At 66.8% G+C, this 22,777-nt stretch carries 21 protein-coding genes and 1 pseudogene; 13 read left to right on the top strand and 9 right to left on the bottom strand.

Features of this window, described 5'->3' with window-relative positions:
* Positions 1–288 (top strand): annotated as a pseudogene (locus tag I55_RS12285) (DNA topoisomerase IV subunit A); the annotation flags it as partial.
* 56 nt (positions 289–344) lie between these two features.
* Here I55_RS12285 and I55_RS12280 read toward each other — a convergent pair.
* Together I55_RS12280 and I55_RS12275 are read right to left on the bottom strand one after the other, a co-directional pair.
* On the bottom strand, positions 345–656 hold the full coding sequence (locus I55_RS12280; protein WP_044560864.1) for a DUF4387 domain-containing protein: 312 nt from the start codon (positions 654–656) through the stop codon (positions 345–347).
* A 76-nt stretch (positions 657–732) separates the two neighbouring features.
* Entirely contained in the window at positions 733–2,037 is a 1,305-nt protein-coding gene (locus I55_RS12275; protein ID WP_199902570.1) for an acyclic terpene utilization AtuA family protein, read from the bottom strand.
* 182 nt (positions 2,038–2,219) lie between these two features.
* Between I55_RS12275 and I55_RS12270 the strand changes: the two genes are divergently transcribed.
* Positions 2,220–3,224, top strand: a complete 1,005-nt coding sequence (locus tag I55_RS12270) for a phosphoglycerate dehydrogenase (protein ID WP_044560863.1) — start codon at positions 2,220–2,222, stop codon at positions 3,222–3,224.
* Positions 3,225–3,226: 2 nt separating this feature from the next.
* Here the strand turns inward: I55_RS12270 and I55_RS12265 are convergent, their stop codons facing one another.
* Positions 3,227–4,549, bottom strand: coding sequence for a CitMHS family transporter (locus I55_RS12265; RefSeq protein WP_083901053.1), 1,323 nt, complete (start codon positions 4,547–4,549; stop codon positions 3,227–3,229).
* 113 nt (positions 4,550–4,662) lie between these two features.
* On the opposite strand from I55_RS12265, the gene I55_RS12260 reads away from it, so the two are divergent.
* Positions 4,663–5,433 carry a GntR family transcriptional regulator gene (locus I55_RS12260; RefSeq protein ID WP_044560862.1) on the top strand — a complete coding sequence of 257 codons (771 nt, stop codon included), beginning with the start codon at positions 4,663–4,665 and terminating at the stop codon, positions 5,431–5,433.
* A 158-nt stretch (positions 5,434–5,591) separates the two neighbouring features.
* Positions 5,592–7,763 (top strand): TonB-dependent receptor, encoded by a 2,172-nt coding sequence (locus I55_RS12255; RefSeq protein ID WP_199902569.1) that lies wholly within the window; start codon positions 5,592–5,594, stop codon positions 7,761–7,763.
* A gap of 207 nt (positions 7,764–7,970) precedes the next feature.
* On the opposite strand, the gene I55_RS12250 is transcribed toward I55_RS12255, so the two are convergent.
* The 4 genes from I55_RS12250 to I55_RS12235 all read right to left on the bottom strand — a co-directional run bounded on the left by I55_RS12250 (position 7,971) and on the right by I55_RS12235 (position 13,433).
* Positions 7,971–10,499, bottom strand: a complete 2,529-nt coding sequence (locus tag I55_RS12250; protein ID WP_044560861.1) for a glycoside hydrolase family 9 protein — start codon at positions 10,497–10,499, stop codon at positions 7,971–7,973.
* A 198-nt stretch (positions 10,500–10,697) separates the two neighbouring features.
* Positions 10,698–11,159, bottom strand: a complete 462-nt coding sequence (locus tag I55_RS12245; protein ID WP_044560860.1) for a hypothetical protein — start codon at positions 11,157–11,159, stop codon at positions 10,698–10,700.
* 216 nt (positions 11,160–11,375) lie between these two features.
* The gene (locus I55_RS12240; protein ID WP_044560859.1) at positions 11,376–12,110 is read right to left on the bottom strand and encodes an arginyltransferase; all 735 of its coding nucleotides are present in this window, start codon (positions 12,108–12,110) and stop codon (positions 11,376–11,378) included.
* Between the two features lie 159 nt (positions 12,111–12,269).
* On the bottom strand, positions 12,270–13,433 hold the full coding sequence (locus tag I55_RS12235) for a flagellar motor protein MotB (RefSeq protein ID WP_044560858.1): 1,164 nt from the start codon (positions 13,431–13,433) through the stop codon (positions 12,270–12,272).
* A 201-nt stretch (positions 13,434–13,634) separates the two neighbouring features.
* On the opposite strand from I55_RS12235, the gene I55_RS12230 reads away from it, so the two are divergent.
* From I55_RS12230 to I55_RS12220, 3 genes are read left to right on the top strand one after another with little or no spacing between them, the layout of a single operon-like run.
* Complete coding sequence (locus I55_RS12230; RefSeq protein ID WP_083901052.1) at positions 13,635–14,495, top strand: alpha/beta fold hydrolase; 861 nt, start codon at positions 13,635–13,637, stop codon at positions 14,493–14,495.
* Between the two features lie 10 nt (positions 14,496–14,505).
* Positions 14,506–15,540, top strand: a complete 1,035-nt coding sequence (locus I55_RS12225; protein WP_044560857.1) for a YheT family hydrolase — start codon at positions 14,506–14,508, stop codon at positions 15,538–15,540.
* Positions 15,541–15,574: 34 nt separating this feature from the next.
* Positions 15,575–15,967: a VOC family protein gene (locus I55_RS12220; protein WP_044560856.1), complete on the top strand. Its 393-nt coding sequence runs from the start codon at positions 15,575–15,577 to the stop codon at positions 15,965–15,967.
* A gap of 58 nt (positions 15,968–16,025) precedes the next feature.
* On the opposite strand, the gene hemB is transcribed toward I55_RS12220, so the two are convergent.
* Positions 16,026–17,048, bottom strand: coding sequence for a porphobilinogen synthase (gene hemB, locus I55_RS12215; RefSeq protein ID WP_044560855.1), 1,023 nt, complete (start codon positions 17,046–17,048; stop codon positions 16,026–16,028).
* A 272-nt stretch (positions 17,049–17,320) separates the two neighbouring features.
* On the opposite strand from hemB, the gene I55_RS12210 reads away from it, so the two are divergent.
* From I55_RS12210 to I55_RS12200, 3 genes are all read left to right on the top strand, one after another.
* Positions 17,321–18,436 carry an enoyl-CoA hydratase/isomerase family protein gene (locus I55_RS12210; protein ID WP_044560854.1) on the top strand — a complete coding sequence of 372 codons (1,116 nt, stop codon included), beginning with the start codon at positions 17,321–17,323 and terminating at the stop codon, positions 18,434–18,436.
* A gap of 278 nt (positions 18,437–18,714) precedes the next feature.
* On the top strand, positions 18,715–19,188 hold the full coding sequence (locus I55_RS12205) for a MarR family winged helix-turn-helix transcriptional regulator (RefSeq protein WP_044560853.1): 474 nt from the start codon (positions 18,715–18,717) through the stop codon (positions 19,186–19,188).
* Positions 19,189–19,220: 32 nt separating this feature from the next.
* Entirely contained in the window at positions 19,221–19,424 is a 204-nt protein-coding gene (locus I55_RS12200) for a DUF6898 family protein (RefSeq protein WP_044560852.1), read from the top strand.
* A 109-nt stretch (positions 19,425–19,533) separates the two neighbouring features.
* On the opposite strand, the gene I55_RS12195 is transcribed toward I55_RS12200, so the two are convergent.
* A complete protein-coding gene (locus tag I55_RS12195; protein WP_044560851.1) occupies positions 19,534–19,977 on the bottom strand; it encodes a MucR family transcriptional regulator in 444 nt (147 codons plus the stop codon).
* A 530-nt stretch (positions 19,978–20,507) separates the two neighbouring features.
* Here I55_RS12195 and rpiB point away from each other — a divergent pair.
* The 3 genes from rpiB to nrdR all read left to right on the top strand — a co-directional run.
* Entirely contained in the window at positions 20,508–20,942 is a 435-nt protein-coding gene (rpiB, locus tag I55_RS12190) for a ribose 5-phosphate isomerase B (protein ID WP_044560850.1), read from the top strand.
* Positions 20,943–21,013: 71 nt separating this feature from the next.
* A complete protein-coding gene (glyA, locus tag I55_RS12185; RefSeq protein WP_044560849.1) occupies positions 21,014–22,294 on the top strand; it encodes a serine hydroxymethyltransferase in 1,281 nt (426 codons plus the stop codon).
* A 45-nt stretch (positions 22,295–22,339) separates the two neighbouring features.
* On the top strand, positions 22,340–22,777 hold a 438-nt coding region (gene nrdR / locus I55_RS12180; RefSeq protein ID WP_044560848.1), incomplete at its 3' end, for a transcriptional regulator NrdR.

Raw genomic sequence — 22,777 nt, 5'->3', positions numbered from 1 at the left:
GTGGAGGGCGACACCATCGCCGTCATCGGCAACAACCGCAAGCTGCTTGTCTTCGCCCTGGAGGAACTGCCCGTCATGGTGCGCGGCAAGGGCGTGGCCCTGCAGAAGTACAAGGACGCCAGCTTGTCCGACATCTGCGTGTTCGAGGGGGCCAAGGGCCTGTCTTGGAAGATGGGCGGGGCCGGCGACCGCACCCGGGTGGAAACCGACCTGTCGCCCTGGCGTGGCGCGCGCGGCACCCAGGGCAAGCTGCCGCCCAACGGCTTCCCCCGGAATAACCGGTTTTAAGAAAACGAAAACGCCGGCCCGATGGAGCCGGCGTTTTCATTTCAGGAACGGCACCGTCAATCCAACGCCACGTCCAGCAGGCGCACGAACTGCTGGCCGCAGTGCATGTCGCGCTCGACCACACCGCCTTGGGCGCTGGTGCGGGCATAGGAGATTTTGATCATCTCCAACCCCGGTACCGGGAAGCGCTGAACCAGGGCCGGATCGGCGCCGAACAGGCGGTGGAACAGGTCCGGGCCCAGGGCCGGGTGGTCATGATATTTGGCGAAGTTCTCCGGCCCGTCGAAGAACAGGTCGAACGTCACCCAATAGGGACCGGCGTTCTTCGAGCGGATGTGGCGGCAGACATCCTTCAACATGGTGGTCATGCCGCGTCTCCCTGGCTGAGGTCCATCCATACCGTCCGGATCAATTCCATGGGGTCGTCGACCTCGATCACGTGGTTCAGCTTGAACTCGTAGACGGGGCCGCGATCAATGTCGGCCGGGGAAAAGGCGAAGCCGTAGCTGGGCAGTTCCTTGTCCAGGACGATGGGGAAGTGGAAGAAGTAGGGGTTGCAGGCCTTGGCGATCTGCGACGCCCTCTCCTGGCTGTCGGCCGTGGCCACGAACAGAACGCCGATTTCCCGGGGCGGTGTGGTGCCGGGCGGCGGGCGGTCGCCCGACACGGCGTTCCAGCCATATAGGCGCAGCGAGATGTGGAACTCGTATCACGCAGGCCCATGGTCTTGCGCGTGCGCTCATACAGCGCCGCCAGCATGCGGTCGTGGAACTCATCCACGCGGCTGAGCACGTCCGGGTCCTGGATGCCGATCAGCATGATGGTCTGATAGCGGCCGCCACCGGCCCCCTCCAGCTTCATGGTGTAGGGCTTGGGCGTCCACACCGACCCGCTGACCCGCACCACCCGGTCGTCCACCGGCAGATAGCGCGCGTCGGTGACGTCCAGCACGCCGCCCGGTTCCGTCAGCACGAAGGGATTGGCGTTCTCATACAGCATATGGGCGGAGACGCTGTGCGGATCGCAGCGGTTCTTGGGGTTCAGCGGCTCCACCTGGAAGCCGTCATCGCCGATGCTGATCAGCACGCCGGCGGAGCCGGAGGGCTGGACCGTGCACTGGGCGCCGCACTCCGCCACCTTGGCGGCGTGCCAGGCGGCCCCGGCGTGCGCGCCCTTCATCAGGGCGAAGCTGGCCAGCACGGCGGTGTCGGTGGTGCGGCCGCCCAGGATGATGTCGGCGCCGGCCCGCAAGGCGGCGATGTAGGGTTCCGGCCCCATGACGGCGACGATGTGGTCACAGGCGTCGATGCTGGCGTCCTCCAGCGGGCCCAGCGGGGGCAGGGGGCGGATCTTGCCGGCGGCGTTGCGGGCCTTCAGCAGGGCCTTGTCCTGTTCGCAGTACAGCAGGGCGATCTTGGGCTGGATGCCCAGCTCCGCCGCCACCTCCACCGCGATGTCGCGCGTCCAGTCCAGGTTCAGGTCACCGCCCGCCTGGCCGCTGGTGCCGACGATCAGGGGGATCTTCGCCGCCGCCGCCGCCTTCATCAGGATGGTGAGGTCGCGTTTGACCGAGCCGCGGTTGTTCTTGGAGATGCCCAGCGCCAGGTAGGCGGCGCCGCTGTCGGTGGATCCGGCGTCGGTGGCGATGGCATGGGCGCCGGCCACGATGCCGTGGCGCACCTCATCCTCCCGGGCGCCGGCGCCCAGCGACCCGGTGGGCACCAGGATTTTGATCGGACCATCCAGCATTGTTCTTCATCCATTAAGTGGAAGGCGGGCCCCTCCCTCGTGGGCCCCGTGCAGAAACCCTAGAGGACATGGATGCAAAACGTCAAGATTTTGGATGCAAAATATGGTGCGGCCTTTAGGGTGCTTGGGATGGGCGGCGCTCCGCCCTGTTTCCAAGTCCACATCCTGAAGGAAGAATTCCCATGCCATCATCCGGTCCCAAGGTGGTCGTGACCGTCCGATCCTTCGATGACGCCGCGCTGGCCCTGCTGCGCGACCGCGGCTGCGCGGTGGAGGTCGCCGCCCTGCCGCCCGGCAAAGGCGATGGCGACCTGGACCAGGACCAGCTGTGCCGCCTGCTGGCCGGCGCGTGCGGCTGGATCGTCGGCCACGCCCGGGTAACCCGGCCTTTGCTGCAGTCCCTGCCGGACTTGCGTATCATCGCCCGACGGGGCGTGGGGTATGAGCGGGTAGACGTGCAGGCCGCGCGCGACCTGGGCCGGGTGGTGGCCATCGCCGCCGGCGGCAACGACGCCTCCGTCGCCGACCATGCCGTGGGCCTGATGATCGCCGTTGGCCGTCGCTTCCGCGAATCGCAAGACAACATGGTCAAGGGCGACTGGACCATCCTGACAGGCGGGGAACTGTACCGGAAAACGGTGGGGCTGGTGGGCCTGGGCCGCATCGGCAAAAGCGTGGTCCGCCGCCTGTCCGGATTCGACGTCCGCGTTCTGGTCCACACGCCCAATCCAGATGAGGCCTATGCCCGCGATACCGGTGTGGAATACGTCGGCCTGCCGGACCTGCTGGTGGCCAGCGACTATGTCTCCCTCCATGCGCCGCTGACGCCTGAAACCCGCTTCCTGATCGACGCCGCCGCCTTGGCCTCCATGAAGCGGGGCGCCATCCTGATCAACACCGCCCGGGGCGGATTGGTGGAAGACGCCCACCTGCTGGCGGCCCTGCGCGCCGGCCACCTGGGCGGCGCCGGGCTGGACGTCTTTATCAGCGAAAGCGACCCCGCCTACTGGTCGGTGACCCAGGGCCTGCTGGCCCACCCCGCCGTGGTGGCCACGCCGCACGCCGGCGCCTCCACCCGCGAGGGGTTCGAGCGCACCAACCGCATCGCCGCCGCCTCGGTGGTGGCCGTGCTGGACGGGGGCGATCCCCCACCCGGCTGCTGCGTCGCCGACGGGCGGGTGGCATAACCTCAACCGGCGGTCAGCGGGATGGCGCCCGTGGCCAGCGCCGCCGCCAGGACCACCCCGCTGACCGTCAGCGCCCATTTCAGGGCGAAGCGCTGGGCATCGGCCACGTCCACGCCCAGCAGGCCGCAGGCGAGGTAGATGGGCGCCAGCAGCGGGCTTAGGGCATGGACGGGCTGGCCGATCAGCGCTGCGCGGGCGATGGCGTCGGCCGGGATGCCGAATTCGGCGGCGGCGCGGGCCACCACCGGCACCACCCCGAAATAATAGGCGTCGTTGGACATAACGAAGGTCAGCGGCAGGCTGGCCAGGGCGGTCAGCGGCGCCAGGTGCGGCCCCATGCCGGCCGGCAGGTGGGCCAGCGCGGCGCCGGCCATGGCATCGGCCATGCCCGTGCCGTTCAGGATACCGGTGAAGGCTCCGGCCGCGAAGATCAGCACCACGACGTTGACGACATTGTCAGCATGGGCCGCCAGGCGGGCCTTCTGGTCCTTGAGACGCGGGTAGTTGATGGTGACGGCGATGGCGAAGGCGCCCATCATCATCACCGGCAACGGCGCCAGCTTCACCGCCATGCCCACCACCAGGCCCAGGGTCAATGCCAGGTTGACCAGGAACAGCCTGGGCCGCCGCACCGATGGGTCGTCCGCCGGGGCGTTGGACGCCGTCGTGCCGTCGGCGGCCGGGCGCGCTTCCCCGGCCAGGCGCCGGCGTTCGCCGCGGCCCAAAAACCAGGCTAGCGCGAACACGGCGGCGAGACCGGCCAGCATGGGCGGCACCAGCGGATTGAACACCAGCCCCAGTTCCGCCCCCACGGCGCTGGCGGCCCGCGCCGTCGGCCCACCCCAGGGGATGTAGTTCATCAGCGCGTTGCCCAGGCCCAGCAGCGTGGCCAGCACCAGCGGGTTCATGCCCACCCGGCGATAGACGGGCAGGAAGGCGGTGATGACGATCAGGGCGGTGGTGGTGCCGTCGCCGTCCAGCGACACGGTCATGGTCAGGACGGCGGTGCCGATGGCGATGCGTACCGGGTCGTCACCCACCGCCTTCAGCACGCACTTCACCAACGGGTCGAACAGGCCGGCGTCCATCATGATGGCGAAGTAGAGGACGGCGAAGGCCAGCAGCAGGGCGGTGGGCGCCACCTGGTTCGCGCCGGCCAGGATCATCTTGCCCAGGTTGGGGCCGGCACCGGCGATCAGGCCGAAGACGATGGGCACCGCCAGCAGGGCCGCGATGGCCGACATGCGCCGGGTCATGATCAGCGTCATGAACGTGACCACCATCGCCGTGCCTAGGAAGGCCGGGGTGAGGAAGGCTTGGATCACCGTGATGTCTCTCCGGAACGTCGCGGCGGGGGTTGCGTGGCCGCCGGGCGACTGGTCTAAGGAAAAGGGGATGGTCGCCCGTGTCGCACGGGCGTCGAGGAGGCTTGGAAACGATGACGGACTTGGCAGTCGCGGACGCGGTGGAACAGGACGCGGCCCTGGCGGAACCCCAACACACGGAACCGGCGACCCACACCGTGCTGACGCGGTTGCGCGAAATGATCGTGACGGGAGAGATCCCGCCCGAGACGCGGCTGCGCGCGGAAGGACTGGCGGCGCAGTTGGATGTGTCGCGCACCCCGATCCGCAGCGCGCTGGCCGTGCTGTCCGCCGAAGGGCTGGTCAACTACAGCGTCAACCGGGGCTATACCGTGCGCCCGGTGACCATCGGCGACGTCTTCGACAGCATCGAGGTCCGCGCCTCCCTGGAAGGCATGGCGCTGCGGACCTCCGTGGACCGGGGATGGGAGCCGGCGGTTCTGGACCGGCTGAGCGACATGGTCGGCCAGGGCCGCGCCATCGTCGACCGGGGGGAATGGTCGGAAGCGATCGAACACCAGTGGTACCAGTTGAACTGGCAGTTCCACCGCACCATCGTCGCGTCGGCGCACAACGCCGTCCTGCGCAACGCCATGCGCATGACCCTGATCTATCCGGTGTTCGGCGACGTGGCGCGGCTGTGCCCCACGGTCGCGGCCTGCGTGCCGGCGCGGGCCCGTCAGATCCCGGCCATCCCGCCGGACCACATCATGGAGTCGCAGGCGGAGCATGAAGCGCTGCTGACCGTCATCCAGCGGGGCGATGGCACCGAAGCGCAGCGGAATCTGTCCGACCATATCCTCGCCACCAAGCGGCGTTTGCACGCCCTTGTCCTCCCTCGTTGAGGGGCATCCTGGGGGGAGGAGGCCGCTTGGTCAAGAATAACATCCAAACTAAAATAGAATTGCATCCAAAACATTGACCCATGGCATCCAATCTGCCTAGGCTCTGTCACCGCCGGATTCCAACCGGCGAATAAAAGAGTCTGGGAGGAGACATGGAGATGGTGGAGCGCAAGCAGCGCGCCTTGGGCCTGTGGATGGGTGGGGCGGCGGTGATCGCCCTGCTGGCGGCCGGGCCCGCCTTGGCGCAGCAGGCCCAGGCCCCTGGCACGGAGCCGGCCAGCCTGGATGAGATCGTCGTCACGGCGCAGCGCCGCGCGGAAAAGCTTCAGGACGTGCCGGTGACGGTGACCGCGTTCAGCGCGGAAGAGATCGAGGAGGCGCGCATCCGTCAGATCGACGACGTCGCCAGTCGCACGCCGGGCCTCAGTTTCGACGCCTTCCCGGCGTCACAGCCGCGCATTTCCGTGCGCGGCATCGGTTCATCGGACCGGGGCGCCGCCGGCGACCCCAGCTCGGCCGTGTTCCTGGATGAGATTTACCTGGGCCGCCCGGCCGCCGTGGCGTTCGATGCCTTCGACGTCGCCCGGATCGAGGTGCTGAAAGGCCCCCAAGGCACGCTGTTCGGCCGCAACGTGGTGGGCGGCGCCATCAACGTCGTCACCAACCGGCCCAAACTGGACGTGGTGGATGCCGCCTTGGAAGCGACGGTCGGCAATTATGACCGGCTGGAGGGCGCCGGCTTCGTCAACGCGCCGGTGGTCGACGGCAAGCTGGCGGTGCGGGCCAGCGCCGCCTGGCGCACCCACGACGGCTACGTCAAGAACACCTACACCGGCGACCGGGTGGAGGACCAGGACACCCGCAGCGGCCGCTTCCAGGTCTATGCCGAACCCAGCGAGAATCTGCGGCTGTCGCTCAGCGTCGACGGCACCCGCGACCGGGGCAATGGACCAGCACAGCATGTGCTGGACCTGGACACGACGGACCCGCTGTCCGCCTACTGGAAGGTGGACCGTGACCGGAACCACACCGCGGGATCGACCGACGGGTACCAGAACCGCGACACCTGGGGCCTGCGTTACCAGGCCGATTGGGATCTGCCCTTCGCCACGCTGACCTACCTGGGGTCCTACCGCGACCTGGATTACCACGCGGCCTACGATTTCGACGGCGGCAACCCCACCACCAACGCCCTGGGCATTTCCGGCGGCAATGACGAGGCCAGCACCTTTTCCAGCAACGAGTTGCGGCTGTCGGCGCTGCCGGAAAGCCGGATGCAGTGGGTGGCGGGCTTCTTCAACTACAACGCCGACACCGACCGGCTGGATATCCTGAACCTTGACATGGGGCCGCGCCGGCGGACGGAGATCTACACCCAGGCCGCGTCCCTGGCCAGTTACGCCGGGTACGGCGATGTCACGGTACCCGTCACCGATGAGATCTCGCTGATCGGCGGCGTACGCTATTCCCGCGATGAAAAGGACTATCACGTCTCCAACACCGCCGGCGGCGCCATCATCCGGGGCACCCAGCGCTTCGACGTCAAGGTTTCCGGCGCCTATGCCGCGACGACCTATCGGGGCGGGGTGCAGTACCACCTGACGGGCGACGACCTGCTGTACGCCATGGTGTCGCGCGGCTTCAAGAGCGGCGGCTTCCAGGACACGCCGGCCACCGCGGCGGAGGCCGTGGCCGGCTTCAAACCCGAATTCGCCACACAGTACGAGGTGGGGCAGAAAAGCACCTTCCTGGGCGGTTCCCTCATCTGGAACAACACCTTCTACCTGATGAAGTATACCGACCTTCAGACCCGCCGCACCTTGCCCGACCTGTCCATCGTGACCGACAACGCCGGCGAGGCTACCATCAAGGGCTATGAGACCTATCTCAGCTGGCGGGTGTTCACCGGCGCCCACCTGGTAGCCAGCTACGGCTACACCGACGCCCGCTTCGACAAGTATGAGCCGGAGCCGGGGGTGGACTATTCCGGCAACCGCATCACGCGCACGCCCCGGCACAAGGTGGTCGTCTCGCCATCCTATGACGTGCCGCTGGCCGGCGGCGTCCTGCGCTTCGCCGTCGACTACCGCTATGAAAGCCGCATCTTCGACGACGCGTCGAACGATGGGCCGGAACAGCGGGACCCGACCAACTTCCTGGACGGCCGAATCGTCTTCACCGACGAGACGGGGAAATGGTCGGTCTCCCTCTGGGGTAAGAACCTGACGGATGAGGTGACCCGCACCTATCAGGGCACTTTCCTGGGCGCCGACTTCGGCGCCTACAATCCGCCCCGGACCTACGGCCTGACGGTGAACTGGCAGTTGTGAAGGGGAAGGGGCGGCCCGCCGGGTCGCCCCCCGTCTCATACCAACGGCATTTGATCGTGACCGCCCAAATGCCCCTCAGTCGCCAGGCGCGGCCATCCGGCCGCTTGGCTTGTCCTCGATTTCCGGTCCGCTTCGCTCCCCGCAAATCTCCGGCGCCCGCAGTCGCGGGCTACAGCGGCACCAGGTCTATATCTGGTGCCGCTGGCATCACTTCCCACTGGTCACCGCAATGCCGGCGTTGGCCGCCAGGATGTAGGAGGTGGTGGTGGCCACGGTGGATTCGTTCTCGAACCACAGGAAGGGCCATGCCACCTTCTGCTCCGGGAAGTCCGGCTTGATGACCAGCACGCCCGGCACCATCGCGCCCGGCACGGTGGCATAGTCCGCGCGGTTGTGGGTGTAGGCGATCATCTTGGATTCCGTGCCCACGGTGGAAACCAGGGACAGGTTGGTCGCCGGGTGGCGGCCCAGCACATAGTCCAGCGCGTCCTGGGTGTACTGGGTGCCGATGATGCCGGGGAAGGCCTTGTGCAGCAGGTACATGTTGGTGCCGAATCCGGCCACCTGGCCCGAACCGGCCCAGGTGCCCATGGCCACGGGCACGCCGAAGGGCGTCTTGGCGGCCTCGGCATCGATGGTAGCCTTGGCTTCGGTCACCGCCTGGGTCAGCTGGGCGCGGTAGTCGGCGTCCATGTAGGGCAGGGCCAGCGTCGCCATGCCGCCCAGGAAGGCGAAGCGCTGCTTGATGGTGGGCAGCAGGGACTTGAGCTTGTTGGTGTACAGCGGATCGGCGCCCTTGGTGGTGATCACCAGATCCACGGTGGCGGAGAAGGCGGCCATGTCCAGGAGATCGGCGGGGTTCCAGTCGCCCCGCTCCGGCCGGTCCATGCGGTCGCTGGGGTCCTGCTGGTTGGCCCACAGCACCTTGGCGGCGGCCAGCGCCTGGGCGGCCAGGTCGGGATCGATCTCCCCCAGCACGCGGGAGGCGGCGGCCAGGGCGCCGGCCACATGGTAGTCGTCCGCCGGAACGTCGGAGGTGAAGGCCCAGCGGTCGTCGGGCACGCCGGAATAGGTGCCGTTGGACTCGTTGGGGCCCAGCTTGGGGTCGTAGATCAGGCGGTCGGTCTGTGAACCGGCGTCGCCCAGGTGGGTGTACTCCTTCAGGGTCGGCTCGATGATGCCGACGATGGCGTGACCGAAGACCTTGTATTGGGCCAGCAGCTGCAGGGTGCCGTGGCGGATCTGCTGCAGCACGTCGGGGATGCCGTCGGGCTTGCGGATCTCCACCTGGCGCGCGGCCTCGTCGATGGTGTCCTCGTCCCAGTCCATGCCGAACAGTTCCCGCGCCCGCACCAGGTCCCGCACCACCCAGGCGTTGTCGGAGGTCTGGATGTCATAGTCGCCGGCATCCTGCCAGCCGCCCACGTTCAGGCCGGGAATGTGCTCCCCTGGCTTGAAGGGCGAGTCGAGGTGCGGCCCCATCTTGTAGCCGTCGAAATGGTGAATGTTGGGGGCGGCCTGGCGGGCGTCATCCATATGGGACAGGCCCTGCCAGGCGCGGTACTGCTCCCGCACCGCCATGTGGTCCATCTGCTCCGCCAGGTAGGTATCCAGCGAGGGCTGCCAGATGTGGGCGTAGGCGTCGGAGGCGATGCGGAAGGGGTTGAACAGGTGCCCGGCGTAGGAGATGGCGTAGATGCCGGGCGTCCGCACCGAGGAGAAGTCGAAGGTGGCGTAGTCATAGCGCAGCCACTTGCCCCAGGGCTTGATGGTACCCTTCAGCGCCACGGCCTGCCTGCCGTCGGCGCCGATGCGCACCAGCTGGATGTCCTTGGGCGCCTTCATGTGCGGGTCCAGCTCGACCGTCGCGACCTTGGCGCGGTCTGGCGTGTAGCCCGCCTGGTTGAAGGCGACGACGGGATCGCGCACCCAGTTCCTGATGACGTTGGGGTGGACATGCCAGACGATGGCGTCCGTGGTCTTGCCCGCCGGGATCAAGGCGCGCACGACGAACCAGCCATTCTGCGCCCGGTTGCGCGCGTCATACAACGCCAGGGGCGACGTGTCGGAAGTGATGGCCACGCGTGTCAGCGGATCCTCTGGCGACAGCACGATGGAGGAGCCACCCGAGGCCAGCGGCAGCGGATCGCCCGAGCCGTCCTTGGCCATGGGCCCGGCGGGATTGCGCGGGAACAGACCCGTCGAGTCACCCCCGTTGCCGTTTCCAAGCGCGTAGGTCTTGCCGAAATAGCTGGTGGGCAGGAAGTCCAGGCTGAAGGCGGCCTTGCCGACATACTCCGCCGGCAGCGGCTGGTCCATGTTCACCGCCACGCGGAAGCCCGTTCCCTCCGGCGTGATGACCAGACGATAGCTGAAGCCCTGTTCGGGGAAGGTGCTGTACACCGTCAACTGGTCGGGCCCGGGGCCGCGCTCACGCTTCACGAAGGTGGGTACCGGATCCCACTGCTCCGGCGTGGGGTTCAGCCGTACCGCGCCGTCAGTGGCGATGCGCTCCCCATGCAGCACGATCTGGATGCCGGCGTTCTTTTCATCGCGGAACACCGGATGGAAATGCATCTGGTCGACGATGACGCTCAGGCCCTGCATCTCCAGTGTTTCGTTCGGGCTGACGGCCAGTCCTGGTGAACTGGCGATGGCCGGTGGCGTGGCGGCGAGGCAGGATTGGATGAACCATGGCTGAATAGCCAAGGCGGCGGCAAACCAGACGGCCCGCATGGATGTCCCTCCCGTTAGCGTTAACATTTTTATGTTAACGGTACCATTTTGCCGTCACTGTGCGGCAAAGCGGGTGCGGACACAACCCCCAAGCGATGGAATCGCTGCGAAGGAAAGAGGCGGTACAACCGCCTGCATGGGGCACCACGCACAGGGGGGGCGCGCGCGTCCGAGAGCGCCGGCGCCCGGGGACGGGAATTATCTGGCGCGGACGGTGATGGTGAGGGTGTCGCTGAAGAAGCCGCCTTGCCGGACCAGTTGCCGGGGCAGGCTCAGCAGGAGGGCGCCGGTGCGCAGTTCCGTCTGCGGGTCCAGGCGATTGATGACCTGCGGCTCGCTCAAGGGCCGCCCGTCCACCTGGTCGTAGGAGATGGTGTAGGGAATTTTGTTGCCGCTGGCGTCCACAAGGGCGCCGCCATTGGTTGACGATAGCACGACGGTATAGCCCGAGGATTCGTTGCAGTGCTCACCCAGGGCGCCCAGCATGATGTTGCCGCCATCGGTCGGCAGGCTGCTGTCGTCGGTGGACAGCGACACGAAACAGTTGGACTCCACCACCCCCTTGACGGCGATGTTCAGCGCCATCGCCGGCTTCACCGCCGGCAACGCCAGAACCAAGGCCAGGAACGCGGGGCGGGCAAGGCCGCGGAACGCACGCATCGGAACCAGGCAATCCTTATCAGTCACACGGGACCAGTCACATTGGATGGCGTCAGCACGGGCGCCGCACTGATGCATCGCGCATCACAGCAATAAACATGCCGTTAATCGCTGGGAGGTAAAGGCCCACCGACTCGGGGCACCGGCTGGCGCCCTTGCGTAATGAAAGGGGCGTCTTGCATTATGCAAAGAATTTTGGCAGGCCGGCGGCCGGGATCAGACGATGGGGGGCAGCGGCAGCCAGCCGTCGCGGCCCAGGGCCTCCAGCGGCTGGAAGCGGCGTTTATAGTCCATCTTGCGGCTGCCTTCGATCCAGTAGCCGAGATAGACATGGGGAAGCCCCTCGCGCCGTGCCTGTTCCACCAAGGTCAGGATCAGGTGGGTGCCCAGGCTGCGCTCCGGCATGTCGGGATTGTAGAAGCTGTAGACGGCGGAGAATCCATCATCCAGCCGGTCGGTCAGGATGGCCCCCATCAGCGTGCCGGCCGGATCGCGCAGGGTGTACAGGCGGGTGTCCACCTGCCCCTCCTCGATCATCGCGGCGTAGTCGGTCATGCCCATACGGCTCATGTCGCTGTCGCTGTGGCGGGCGGCCTGGTACGACGCGAACACCTGGAACTGTTCCGCCGTGGCCGTGGCCGGCAGCATGCCCACCGTCAGGTCGGCGTTGGCCCGCATGATCCGCCGCATGGTCTTGTTGGGCGTGAAGCTGGCCACGGGGATGCGCACCGGCACGCAGGCGGTGCAGCCGGAACAGACAGGCCGGTAGACGATGTCATGGCTGCGGCGGAAGCCCGCGCGGGACAGCGCCGAATTCACCCCGCTGGCCTGCTGCCCCACCAGGCGCGTGAACAGCTTGCGCTCCATGCGCCCCGGCAGGTAGGGGCAGGGCATGGGGCCGGAGCGGTAGAACTGTTGCAACGGCCGGGAATGGGGGGGGATGACGGACATCCGCGCCTTTCTTGACAGGGTCAGAGCCAAGGCAACACAGGGGGGCTATTCCAGAACCATACCCGATCGTGTGGCCCGATGAACTTTACCGGGAGATGTAGAAGCATTCCATAGGCATTCCCTTTCGGGATACGAGCCCCCTTTCGGGGTAAGCAGCCCTCAATGCGGCCCGCCTGGCCGCGAGGTGACGGAGGGTGGGGGCGGGGGCACCGGCTTGCCATCAGGCGTCACCCGGGTTCCGGCGGGCGTGGTGCCCGTGGCGGAACCAGTGGGAGCACCGGCCGCCGGGGGCTTGCCCACGTCCGACAGCGGATGCTCACGCAGCACGGTGATGCTGATCCGCCGGTTGCGCGGCGACTTGGGATCGTCGGGGAATAGCGGGTCGCGGTCGGCAAGACCGACGACGGACGCGATCCTGTCTTCCGCCACGCCGGCGGCGGCTAGGGCGCGGCGCGTGGCGTTGGCACGGTCGGACGACAGCTCCCAGTTGCCATAGTTGCCGGCGCTGTTGGCGAAAGGCAGGTTGTCGGTATGGCCGGTGATGGACACCTTGTTGGGCAACTTGGCCACCGCCTGCGCCACCAAGGACAGCAGTTGGGCCGTTTGCGCGTTCATCTTGGCGCTGCCTGATGGGAACATGGAATAGCCGTCCTGGTCCACAAGGTTCAGCCGCTCCCCCTCCGGTGTGCGCTGCATGATGACGTTCTGCTGCAGGTCCTTCAGTTCGGGGACCTGCTGGATGGCCTGGCGAACCTCCTTCTCGATCTCCTTGAACTGCTGTTCCTCATGCTGGGCCAGGGCCTGCTTCAACTCCTGCTCGTCCACCTTGCCGTCGCCGTTCTGGTCCATGTCCAGCCGGCCGTCGCCCGACTTGCTACCGTCACTGCGCCCGCCGGTATTGTCGGTGGTGCCGGCGTACTTGTCGTCCTTGCCGTCAGGCTTGCCGGCCGCGGCATCCTCCGCGTCCTCAACCGATTCCTTGGCGTTGGCGGCCTGGGGGCGGGAGGGCAGGGGCACCGCCACCGAGGTGGGGGAGCTGTTGTTCATGGCGGCGCCATTGACCGTGATGGTCTTGCCGCCCAGCACGCCGCCGGCACCGCTTTCCTGCTTGGACGGCGTGGCCGGGCTGAAATAGTCGGCCAGGCCCAGCTTCTGCTCCGCCGTGGTCACGCTGAGCAGCCACAGCAGCAGGAAGAAGGCCATCATGGCGGTCACGAAGTCGGCATAGGCCACCTTCCAGGCGCCGCCGTGGTGCCCCTCGCCGCCCTTGTTGATCTTCTTGATGATGATGGGCGCCTTTTCGTCGCCCCCCGCGCTGGCCAAGCCGGTATCCCCCTCACGCTGACGTCAGGCCTTTCCTCACCCGCAGTGTAACCGGGGGCGGGGGCGGCGCGACAGATCCTAAATGGACCGCGCCCAAATGGACCGGGGGCGCATATGGTCGCGGCGCGCGGGTTGGCCAAGGGTGGGCTTTCCGCAAGGGTGGGCTTTCCCAGGGCCGGGCCCCATGGTATCGCTTTAACCATGGCGACCATGACCGAACATACCCTTCGGGGTCTCTCCGCCCTGGGCTTCCACCGCCTGGCCTACACTCAATGGATTCCGGAAGGGCACGCGCCCGGCCGCACCATCGTCTGTTGCCATGGCCTGACCCGCAACGGCCGCGATTTCGACGTGCTCGCGGCGGACTTGGCCGACAGCCTGGGGGCCCGGGTGGTCTGTCCCGACGTGGTGGGCCGGGGCAAGAGCGGTACGCTGGCGAACCCCGACCTCTACGGCTATCCGCAGTATCTGGCCGATATGGCCGCCCTGATCGCCCGTCTCGACGTGGCGACCCTCGACTGGGTCGGCACCTCCATGGGCGGGCTGATCGGCATGATCCTGGCGGCCCATGCAGACACGCCGATCACCCGCCTGGTGGTGAACGATGTCGGTCCCCTGGTGCCCAAGGCGGCGCTGGAGCGTATCGGCACCTATGTCGGCACCAACCCGGTGTTCCATTCGGTGGAGGAGGTGCAGCGCTATCTCAGCTTGGTCTACGCCCCCTTCGGCAGCCTGACGGACGCGCAGTGGCGGCACCTGGCCGAGCATGGCTATTGGACGCGGCCCGATGGTACGCTCGGCCTGGCCTACGATACCGGCATCGCGCGCGCCTTCCAGACCCAGCCCATCACCGACGTGGACCTGTGGCCGGTGTGGTCCCAGATTCGCTGCCCCGTCCTGGCCATCCGCGGCCTGCAGTCCGACCTGCTGACGGCGGAGATCGCGCAGGCGATGACGGAGCGGGGGCCGAAGGCCACGCTGTTCGAGGTCGCGGACGCCGGCCATGCCCCGGCGCTGATGGACCCGGCGCAACTGGCGGCCGTGCGCGACTTCCTGGGTTAAGCCGACACCCGTGGCCCCGCCGCCCTTGCCCCCGGGCTATCCGCCGTTCCAGCCCCGGGCGCCGTGGTGGGGCCCGGACCTCCAGACACTGCGCAACACCTTGCGCCGGCCCCGGCATACCCTGCCGCCGGGCCAGGCGCTGGTCTTTCCCATGGAAGACGGCACGGGCGACAGCCTGGCCGGAACGCTGCACCCGCCGGTGGTGCCGGCCCCAGGCCGCCCCCTGGTGGTGCTGATCCACGGCCTGGCGGGATCGGAGGACAGCCCCTACATCCGTTCCGCCGCCGCGGCCGTGCTGGCCCGGGGACATGCCGCCCTGCGCCTGAACCTGCGGGGGGCCGGTCCCTTCGTCGGCCGGACACGCCAGCGCTATCATGCCGGCCGCACCGCCGACGCCCGCGCCGTGCTGGCCCAACTGGCCCGGGATCATCCGGAACGGGTGGCGGCCGGCATCGTCGTGGTGGGCTACTCCCTGGCCGGCAACATGGTGCTGAAGCTGATGGGGGAGCCAGGGCTGCCACCCGTGGCGCGCGGCGCCGTGGCGGTCTCGGCGCCCATCGACCTGTCCGCCACCTCCCACCGTTTCCTGAAGCGGCGCAACCGGCCCTACCACCTGTGGCTGCTGCGGCAGATGAAGGCGGAAACACTGGCGCAGGTGGCGGAACCGGGCAGCGCGGAGTCCGGCTGGCTGGACGCGGCGCGGCGGGCCCGCACCATTTATGACTTCGACGATGGCTATGTGGCGCCGGCCAACGGCTGGCGCGACGCGGAGGAGTACTACCGCGTCAACAGTGCCCGCCAGTTCATGCCCGCCATCATCCGGCCCACCCTGGTGGTCCACGCTTTGGACGATCCCTGGATCGCGCCGGAACCCTACCTCGCCTTCGACTGGGCGGCCCATCCAGCGCTGTGTCCTCTGATCGTGCCTCGGGGTGGGCATGTCGGGTTTCACGAGGCACGGGGCCCCGGGGGACGGGACGGCGCCGCTTCAAGGGGCGCCTGGCTGGATCGATGCCTGGTGCGTTTTTTGGAAACGCTGGCATGATGGGGGGCCATAATAAACCGTAGGGAGGATACCCGTGCTTGATCACATTGGTTATTCCGTCGCCGACATGGCGATATCCAGGGCGTTCTATGACAAGGCCCTGGCCCCCCTGGGCATCGCATTGGTCATGGAGGTGACGGAGGAGATGACCGGCGGTGCCGGCACCCACGCCGGCTATGGCGAGGATGGCAAACCCTATTTCTGGATCGGGACGGGGCGGCGGCTGCAGGGTGGCGCCCTGCACGTCGCCTTTGCCGCCAAGGACCGCGCCACGGTGGACGCGTTCCACGCCGCCGCCCTGGCGGCGGGTGGCCGCGACAACGGCGCGCCGGGCCTGCGTCCGCACTATCATGCCAATTACTACGGGGCCTTCGTGCTGGACCCCGATGGCCATAACATCGAGGCCGTCTGCCACACCCCGGAATGACGCGTGCCGGATTGACGCGTGGGAGCGGGGGACGTTGTCGCCGTCCCCCGGTTCCGGATCAGTATCCGGCGCGCAGCAGCCGGGCGGCGTCGATGGCGCCGTAGGTCAGGATGGCGTCGGCGCCGGCGCGGCGGAAGGCCAGCAGCGTCTCCAGCAGCGACTTCTCATAATCCATCCAGCCGTTCTGGGCGGCGGCCTTCATCATCGCGAACTCACCGCTGACCTGATAGGCGAAGGTGGGCACGCCGAATTCCGCCTTCACGCGGTGGACGATGTCCAGATAGGGCAGGCCAGGCTTCACCATGACCATGTCGGCACCCTCCTCCAGATCCAGTTGCACCTCGCGCAGGGCCTCGTTGGTGTTGGCCGAATCCATCTGGTAGGTGCGCTTGTCGCCCTTCAGCAGGCCGCCGGTCTTCACCGCGTCGCGGAAGGGGCCATAGAAGGCGGAGGCGTATTTGGCGGCATAGGCGCAGATGCGGGGCAGTTCGTGGCCGCTCTCGTCCAGGGCGTCGCGAATGGCACCGACGCGGCCGTCCATCATGTCGGAAGGGGCGATGATGTCACAGCCGGCGGCGGCCTGGACCAGCGATTGCTGCACCAGAACGGCCACCGTCTCGTCATTCAGGATGCGGCCGTCGGTGACGATGCCGTCATGGCCATGGCTGGTGTAGGGGTCCAGCGCCACGTCGCCCAGGGTGCCGATGTCCGGCACCTCGCGCTTGATGGCGCGCAGCGCGCGGCACATCAGGTTGTCGGGGTTGGTTGCCTCGCTGCCTAGGGGATCCTTCTGGTCTGGCGCCAGGCAGGGGAACAGGGCCACGCAGGGGATGCCCAGGTCGCGGGCCTCCGCCACCGCCGGCACCAGCAGGTCGATGCTGAGACGTTCGACACCGGGCATGGAGGCCACGGGCTCGCGGCAATTCTCCCCCTCCACCACGAAGACCGGCCAAATCAGGTCGTCGACCGACAGCCGGGATTCCGCCACCAGCCGGCGCGTCCAGGCGTCGACGCGGTTGCGGCGCGGACGCTGGCGGGGATCGCCGCCGAAACGGCGGGGCAGGGAGGTATGGTCGACCATGGCAGGCTCCAAATCCTTGGGCACAAGTGGGAAGATCCGGTGCCGCGAATGCTACGCCCCACCCGGCGGGCCCTCAAGGCCGGCCAGGCGCCGCCGCCGCCCGCTGCGTTCAAACCAGCCCTGCCCCCACGCGACGTCCGCGCCGGGCTGGTATTGCCCGGTACGCGTCCTTATGCTCCGCTCCAGCCAGAGGTGGCCGGGCATTCGCGCCACCGACCGGTAATCCATAAATTCGAAGGCCCTGTCGCGGGCCCGACCTGGGGGAAGAGGGAATGAGCGAGACTGCCGAGCCGGGTGTGGAACAGCCCCACGTCATCTGCACCGTGCGGGGCGCCATCGGCCATGTGCTGCTGAACCGGCCCAAGGCGCTGAACGCGCTGACCCTGGACATGATCCGCACCATCGACCCGCAGTTGGCGACTTGGGCCCGGGATCCGGCGATCAAGGCGGTGGTCATCCAGGGGGCGGGCGACCGCGCCTTCTGCGCCGGCGGCGACGTGCGCGCCGTGTGGGACAGCGGCAAGGCCCGGGAACGGGGGGAAGGCGACGGCGCCATCGCCCGCGATTTCTTCCGCGAGGAATACCGCCTGAATCGCCGCATCAAGCGCTATCCCAAGCCTTATATCGCCCTGCTGGATGGCATCACCATGGGCGGCGGCGTTGGCCTGTCGGTTCACGGTAGCCACCGGGTGACGACGGAGAAGACCCTGCTGGCCATGCCGGAGACGGGCATCGGCCTGTTCCCCGATGTGGGGGGCGGCTATTTCCTGTCGCGCCTGCCGGGAGAGCTGGGGACCTATCTGGCGCTGACCGGCGCCCGGCTGGGGGCCGCCGACGCGGCCTACGCCGGCATCGCCACCCATAACGTGCCTTCCGCGCAGGTGCCGGCGCTGGTTGAGGAACTGGCCGCCGCCCCCTATGGCGCGCAGCCCGAGGCCACGGTCGACGCCGTGCTGGCCCGCCACGCGACCTTCCCGGGGGAGGCGCCGCTGGCCGCCCACCTGCCGTCGATCGACCGCAGCTTCAACGCCACGACGGTGGAGGACATCCTGTCCTGCCTGTGTGATGAAACGCAGGGCTTCGACGACGTCTGGGCGGCGGCCACGGTAAAGACCCTGTCCGCCATGTCGCCCACCAGCCTGAAGGTGACGTTGAGCCAACTGCGCCGGGGCGTGTCGCTGGAAATCGAGGACGTGCTGGTCATGGAATACCGCATGACCCAGGCGGTGATGGCCGGCCACGACTTCTACGAAGGCATCCGTGCCCAGCTCGTGGACAAGGACCGCCAGCCGAAATGGCGGCCCGCCACCTTGGCCGACGTCTCCGAGTCTGAGATCGAACGGCACTTCCAGCCGGTGCCGTCCGGCGATCTCGACTTCAACGATTGAGATATGCCATAAGCAGGACCCTGGGGTGGAATCGTGTCGGGATATCCCTCCGGAAGAGATACGCCTGATAAACGGTTCAGGGACCTGTCCTTTAGGGGTAGGTTGCTTATTAGGGTGCGGGAATTCTGAGCTTTTCTTACATTATCAGGTCGATTACCCTGGGGTGATGGGTTAGACTCTTGTGCGTTCAAGGGGATTTATCGTATTTCCCGGGCTTTGGATTGGGTTTTGCCCCGTCGAGCACATCTATATCGACGGTTCAGTTGAAGGAGAGGGCTTTGAAGCAACCTTACTACGACAGCATCCTGTTGATCGAAAGGCTGCATCGGCACTTTCTGGAAGTGCTGAAGGTGGAGTTGGACCGCCAGGGCGTGCAGGACATCAACAACGTCCAAAGCCTGATCCTTTATAACATTGGCGAGGATGAACTGACCGTGGGCGAACTGACCGCCCGTGGCTATTACCTGGGCTCGAACGTCTCCTACAATGTTAAGAAGATGCACGAGAATGGCTATCTGACGCAGGAACGGTCGGCCCATGACCGGCGTTCCGTGCGCGTGCGCCTGTCGGAAAAGGGCATATCCCTGCGGGACAAGATCAACACCCTGTTCGAGCGCCAGGTGGGCGCCCTGGGTGACGCCGGCCTGTCGGCGGATGAGCTGAACAAGGCCAACGACCTGATGCGCAAGCTCGAGCGGTTCTGGACCTCGGCGCTGGACTACACCAATTATCCCGCTAGTTCAGCCGCCTGACGGCCGCGAGAGATCATTACTGGGAACCGGGGATGGCCGGGAACGACGAAGTCTATGTCGAATACCATCGGATCGGCCAAATCGTGAAGGCGACGGCCATCGACGCCAATACCGGTCTCGAGGTGTCAATCCAGGGGCCGGCCAACCTGCCCCGGGAACACCTGCGTCGGGTGGTGGTGGCCAAGCTGAAATATGTGCTGGCCAAGAAGAAACGGCCCCGGGGCATTCTGGCCTGACCATTTTCTGGCCTGACCATATTTTCCTAAACAAAAACCGCCGTCCCCGGCTGGGGCGGCGGTTTTCGTATGGGCGGCCCAGCCTGGCGGCTGGGCCGAATCCGACGGATCAGGAGGCGCGGCGGCGCGGCTGGTCCGACGGGGCCTTGCCCAGGCCGATCTTCTTCGCGAACTCCGACCGCTGGGCGGCGTAGTTCGGGGCGACCATGGGATAATCCGGCGGCAGCCCCCACTTGGCGCGGTATTCATCCGGCGTCATGTTGTAGGTCGAGCGCAGATGCCGCTTCAGCATCTTCAGCTTCTTGCCGTCTTCCAGGCAGACGATGTATTCGGGCGTCACGGACTTGCGCACCGCGACGGCGGGGCGCTGCGGTTCCGGCTGCGCCTCGACCTGCGGCGTGTCAAGCCCGGCCAGGGAGTTGTAAACGGTGCTGATGATCTCTGGGATCTGCTGCGCCGGCAGTGCATTTTTGCCAACATAGGCAGAAACGATTTCCGACGTCATCCGGAGAAGTTGAGACGCGCGCAGATCGCCGTCCTGTTGTTCAATCATTTCAACTGCCTTGACACATTGGAACGAAGTGTGGCTACCCCTCGCACAGTCATAATGTCATGTCAATGTTAAATCGGATCGTCCTATCGACGTAGCCTTGATCTTTCTAGCTTTCCTCAAGTGTTTGTCGTGTTCTGTTCCATAGGGGATAGTTGGCGCCCATGCCCTTGATTGTGACGTCCGTCACATGTGGACAATTTTAGACGGATTGCGGGCTTCACCGTTGAGTTGCTGCATTGGAGGGCTATTGCCGTCTCAGGTGGCTATATTGCTGGCATTTGTGATAAGTAACGCGCGCCGTCCGCCGCTGATGCGCGGGGACCGCTAGATCGGCGTGCCAGGCATATCCTGGCTGCGCCACCAGCGGATCCCGGAACTGGTGCCAGGGGGGCGCATCTGGTAGTGTCCACACGGTTTTTAGCCCCCACTTCTTGTGGCGCCGCACCATAGGCGCCCTCGTGCCGGGGCGGCGCCGACGGCCATGCGGGCATGCCCCAGGTCGCTCATTTGGAAAAACGGGTGTGGGCCTCATGACCGCCAAGACATTCGCCATCGCTTCCGATCACGCCGGCACTGAGCTGAAGGCCGCGCTGAAGACGCTGCTGGAAGAGCAGGGCGTCACGGTGCTGGACCTCGGCACCAATGGCCCCGCCAGCGTTGACTACCCCAATTTCGCCGATGCCGTGGCCGCTGCCCTGGCCGACGGGCGGGCAGAGGCCGGCGTGCTGATCTGCGGCACCGGTATCGGCATCAGCATCGCCGCCAACCGGCACCGCCACGTCCGCGCGGCCCTGTGCCACGACATCACCACCGCCCGCCTCTGCCGCCAGCACAACGACGCCAACGTCCTGGTGCTGGGCGCCCGCATCGTGGGGGCGGAGGTGGCGCGCGATTGCACCTTGGCTTTCCTGTCCACGCCGTATGAAGGGGGACGTCACGCCCGGCGCGTTGCCATGCTGGGCTGAGGGCGCACCCGGGACCGGCGCCCCGGCGCGGGTCCTGACGACGCGGATCCGCATCATAGAGGGTTGTCAGAATGGCTTTTACTCAAAGCGCCGGCTTTTTCAGCGACACACTCGCGGCGGCCGATCCCGAACTGGCCCGCGTCATCGGTGACGAGTTGCACCGCCAGCAGGATCAGATCGAGCTGATCGCGTCGGAGAACATCGTCTCCCGCGCGGTGCTGGAGGCCCAGGGCTCCGTCCTCACCAACAAGTACGCCGAGGGCTATCCCTCCAAGCGGTACTACGGCGGCTGCGAGTATGTCGACGTGGCTGAGCAGTTGGCCATCGACCGCGCCAAGCAACTGTTCGGCTGTGCCTACGCCAACGTGCAGCCGCACTCCGGCGCCCAGGCCAACCAGGCGGTGTTCATGGCCCTGCTGAAGCCGGGCGACACCTTCATGGGCATGGACCTGACCCACGGCGGCCATCTGACCCACGGCTCCGCCGCCAACCAGTCCGGCAAGTGGTTCAACGTCGTCAGCTATGGCGTGCGCCCGGATGACCACCGCATCGACTATGACGCGATGGAGGCCAAGGCCCGCGAGCACAAGCCCAAGCTGATCATCGCCGGCGCGTCGGCCTACCCGCGCGAGATCGACTTCGCCCGCTTCCGCGCCATCGCGGATGAGATCGGCGCCTATCTGATGGTGGACATGGCCCATTACGCGGGCCTGGTCGCCGCCGGCGTCTATCCCAGCCCCATCCCGCACGCCCACATCGTCACCACCACCACGCATAAGACCCTGCGCGGTCCGCGCGGCGGCATGATCCTGTCCAACGACCTGGACCTGGGCAAGAAGATCAACTCCGCCGTGTTCCCCGGCCTGCAGGGCGGCCCGCTGATGCACGTCATCTCCGCCAAGGCCGTGGCCTTCGGCGAGGCGCTGAAGCCCGAGTTCAAGGACTACGCCGCGCAGGTGAAGGCCAACGCCCAGGTGCTGGCCGACGTGCTGATCAAGGGCGGCCTGGACATCGTGTCCGGCGGCACCGACAGCCACATCGTGCTGGTCGACCTGCGTCCCAAGAAGCTGACCGGCCGCGACGCCGAGGTCAGCCTGGAACACGCCGGCATGACCTGCAACAAGAACGGCGTGCCCTTCGATCCGGAAAAGCCGATGGTGACCTCCGGTGTCCGCCTGGGTACCCCGGCCGCCACCACGCGCGGCTTCGGCACTGAGGAATTCCGCCAGGTCGGCGAGATGATCATCGAGGTGCTGGACGCCTTGGCCAAGTCCAACGGCGACAATTCCGCCGCCGAGGCCCGGGTACGGGAGAAGGTTCAGGCGCTCTGCCGCCGCTTCCCGATTTACTGAAACAAGGCCGGTTGAACGGCCTTTCTAGGAGGGGGACCAGGACTAATGCGCTGCCCGTTTTGTGGTAACGACGACACCCAGGTGAAGGATTCTCGGCCCACCGAGGATAACTCCGCCATCCGCCGCCGCCGCTTCTGCCCCTCCTGCGGCGCGCGGTTCACCACCTTCGAGCGCGTGCAGCTGCGCGAGCTGACCGTGGTGAAGGCGACCGGGCAGCGCGAACCCTTCGACCGCGAGAAGGTCTTGCGGTCGATGCGGGTGGCGTTGCGCAAGAGGCCGGTGGACGCCGACCGGATCGACCGGGTGGTGAACTCCATCGTCCGGCAGCTGGAATCGTCCGGCGAGACGGAAATCCCTTCAAAGCAGATTGGCAGCATGGTGATGGACACCCTGGCCCAGTTGGACCAGATCGCCTACATCCGCTATGCCTCGGTCTACAAGGATTTCCGGGAAGTGGCTGATTCAACGAGTTCGTCGTCACCT

This window comes from Azospirillum sp. B4 (genome assembly GCF_000333275.1).
In the GTDB taxonomy this organism is placed as follows: Bacteria; Pseudomonadota; Alphaproteobacteria; order Azospirillales; family Azospirillaceae; genus Nitrospirillum.
This window is presented reverse-complemented; position numbering and strand designations above follow the sequence as displayed.

What these genes read in the sequence shown, in the direction of transcription:
- I55_RS12195 (WP_044560851.1), bottom strand. Translation starts at nt 19,977, where the DNA reads ATGATTGAACAACAGGACGGCGATCTGCGCGCGTCTCAACTTCTCCGG.
- I55_RS12255 (WP_199902569.1), top strand. Translation starts at nt 5,592, where the DNA reads ATGGTGGAGCGCAAGCAGCGCGCCTTGGGCCTGTGGATGGGTGGGGCG.
- I55_RS12230 (WP_083901052.1), top strand. Translation starts at nt 13,635, where the DNA reads ATGGCGACCATGACCGAACATACCCTTCGGGGTCTCTCCGCCCTGGGC.
- I55_RS12200 (WP_044560852.1), top strand. Translation starts at nt 19,221, where the DNA reads ATGGCCGGGAACGACGAAGTCTATGTCGAATACCATCGGATCGGCCAA.
- I55_RS12250 (WP_044560861.1), bottom strand. Translation starts at nt 10,499, where the DNA reads ATGCGGGCCGTCTGGTTTGCCGCCGCCTTGGCTATTCAGCCATGGTTC.
- I55_RS12260 (WP_044560862.1), top strand. Translation starts at nt 4,663, where the DNA reads ATGACGGACTTGGCAGTCGCGGACGCGGTGGAACAGGACGCGGCCCTG.
- hemB (WP_044560855.1), bottom strand. Translation starts at nt 17,048, where the DNA reads ATGGTCGACCATACCTCCCTGCCCCGCCGTTTCGGCGGCGATCCCCGC.
- I55_RS12245 (WP_044560860.1), bottom strand. Translation starts at nt 11,159, where the DNA reads ATGCGTGCGTTCCGCGGCCTTGCCCGCCCCGCGTTCCTGGCCTTGGTT.
- I55_RS12210 (WP_044560854.1), top strand. Translation starts at nt 17,321, where the DNA reads ATGAGCGAGACTGCCGAGCCGGGTGTGGAACAGCCCCACGTCATCTGC.
- glyA (WP_044560849.1), top strand. Translation starts at nt 21,014, where the DNA reads ATGGCTTTTACTCAAAGCGCCGGCTTTTTCAGCGACACACTCGCGGCG.
- I55_RS12275 (WP_199902570.1), bottom strand. Translation starts at nt 2,037, where the DNA reads ATGCTGGATGGTCCGATCAAAATCCTGGTGCCCACCGGGTCGCTGGGC.
- I55_RS12280 (WP_044560864.1), bottom strand. Translation starts at nt 656, where the DNA reads ATGACCACCATGTTGAAGGATGTCTGCCGCCACATCCGCTCGAAGAAC.
- I55_RS12270 (WP_044560863.1), top strand. Translation starts at nt 2,220, where the DNA reads ATGCCATCATCCGGTCCCAAGGTGGTCGTGACCGTCCGATCCTTCGAT.
- I55_RS12240 (WP_044560859.1), bottom strand. Translation starts at nt 12,110, where the DNA reads ATGTCCGTCATCCCCCCCCATTCCCGGCCGTTGCAACAGTTCTACCGC.
- rpiB (WP_044560850.1), top strand. Translation starts at nt 20,508, where the DNA reads ATGACCGCCAAGACATTCGCCATCGCTTCCGATCACGCCGGCACTGAG.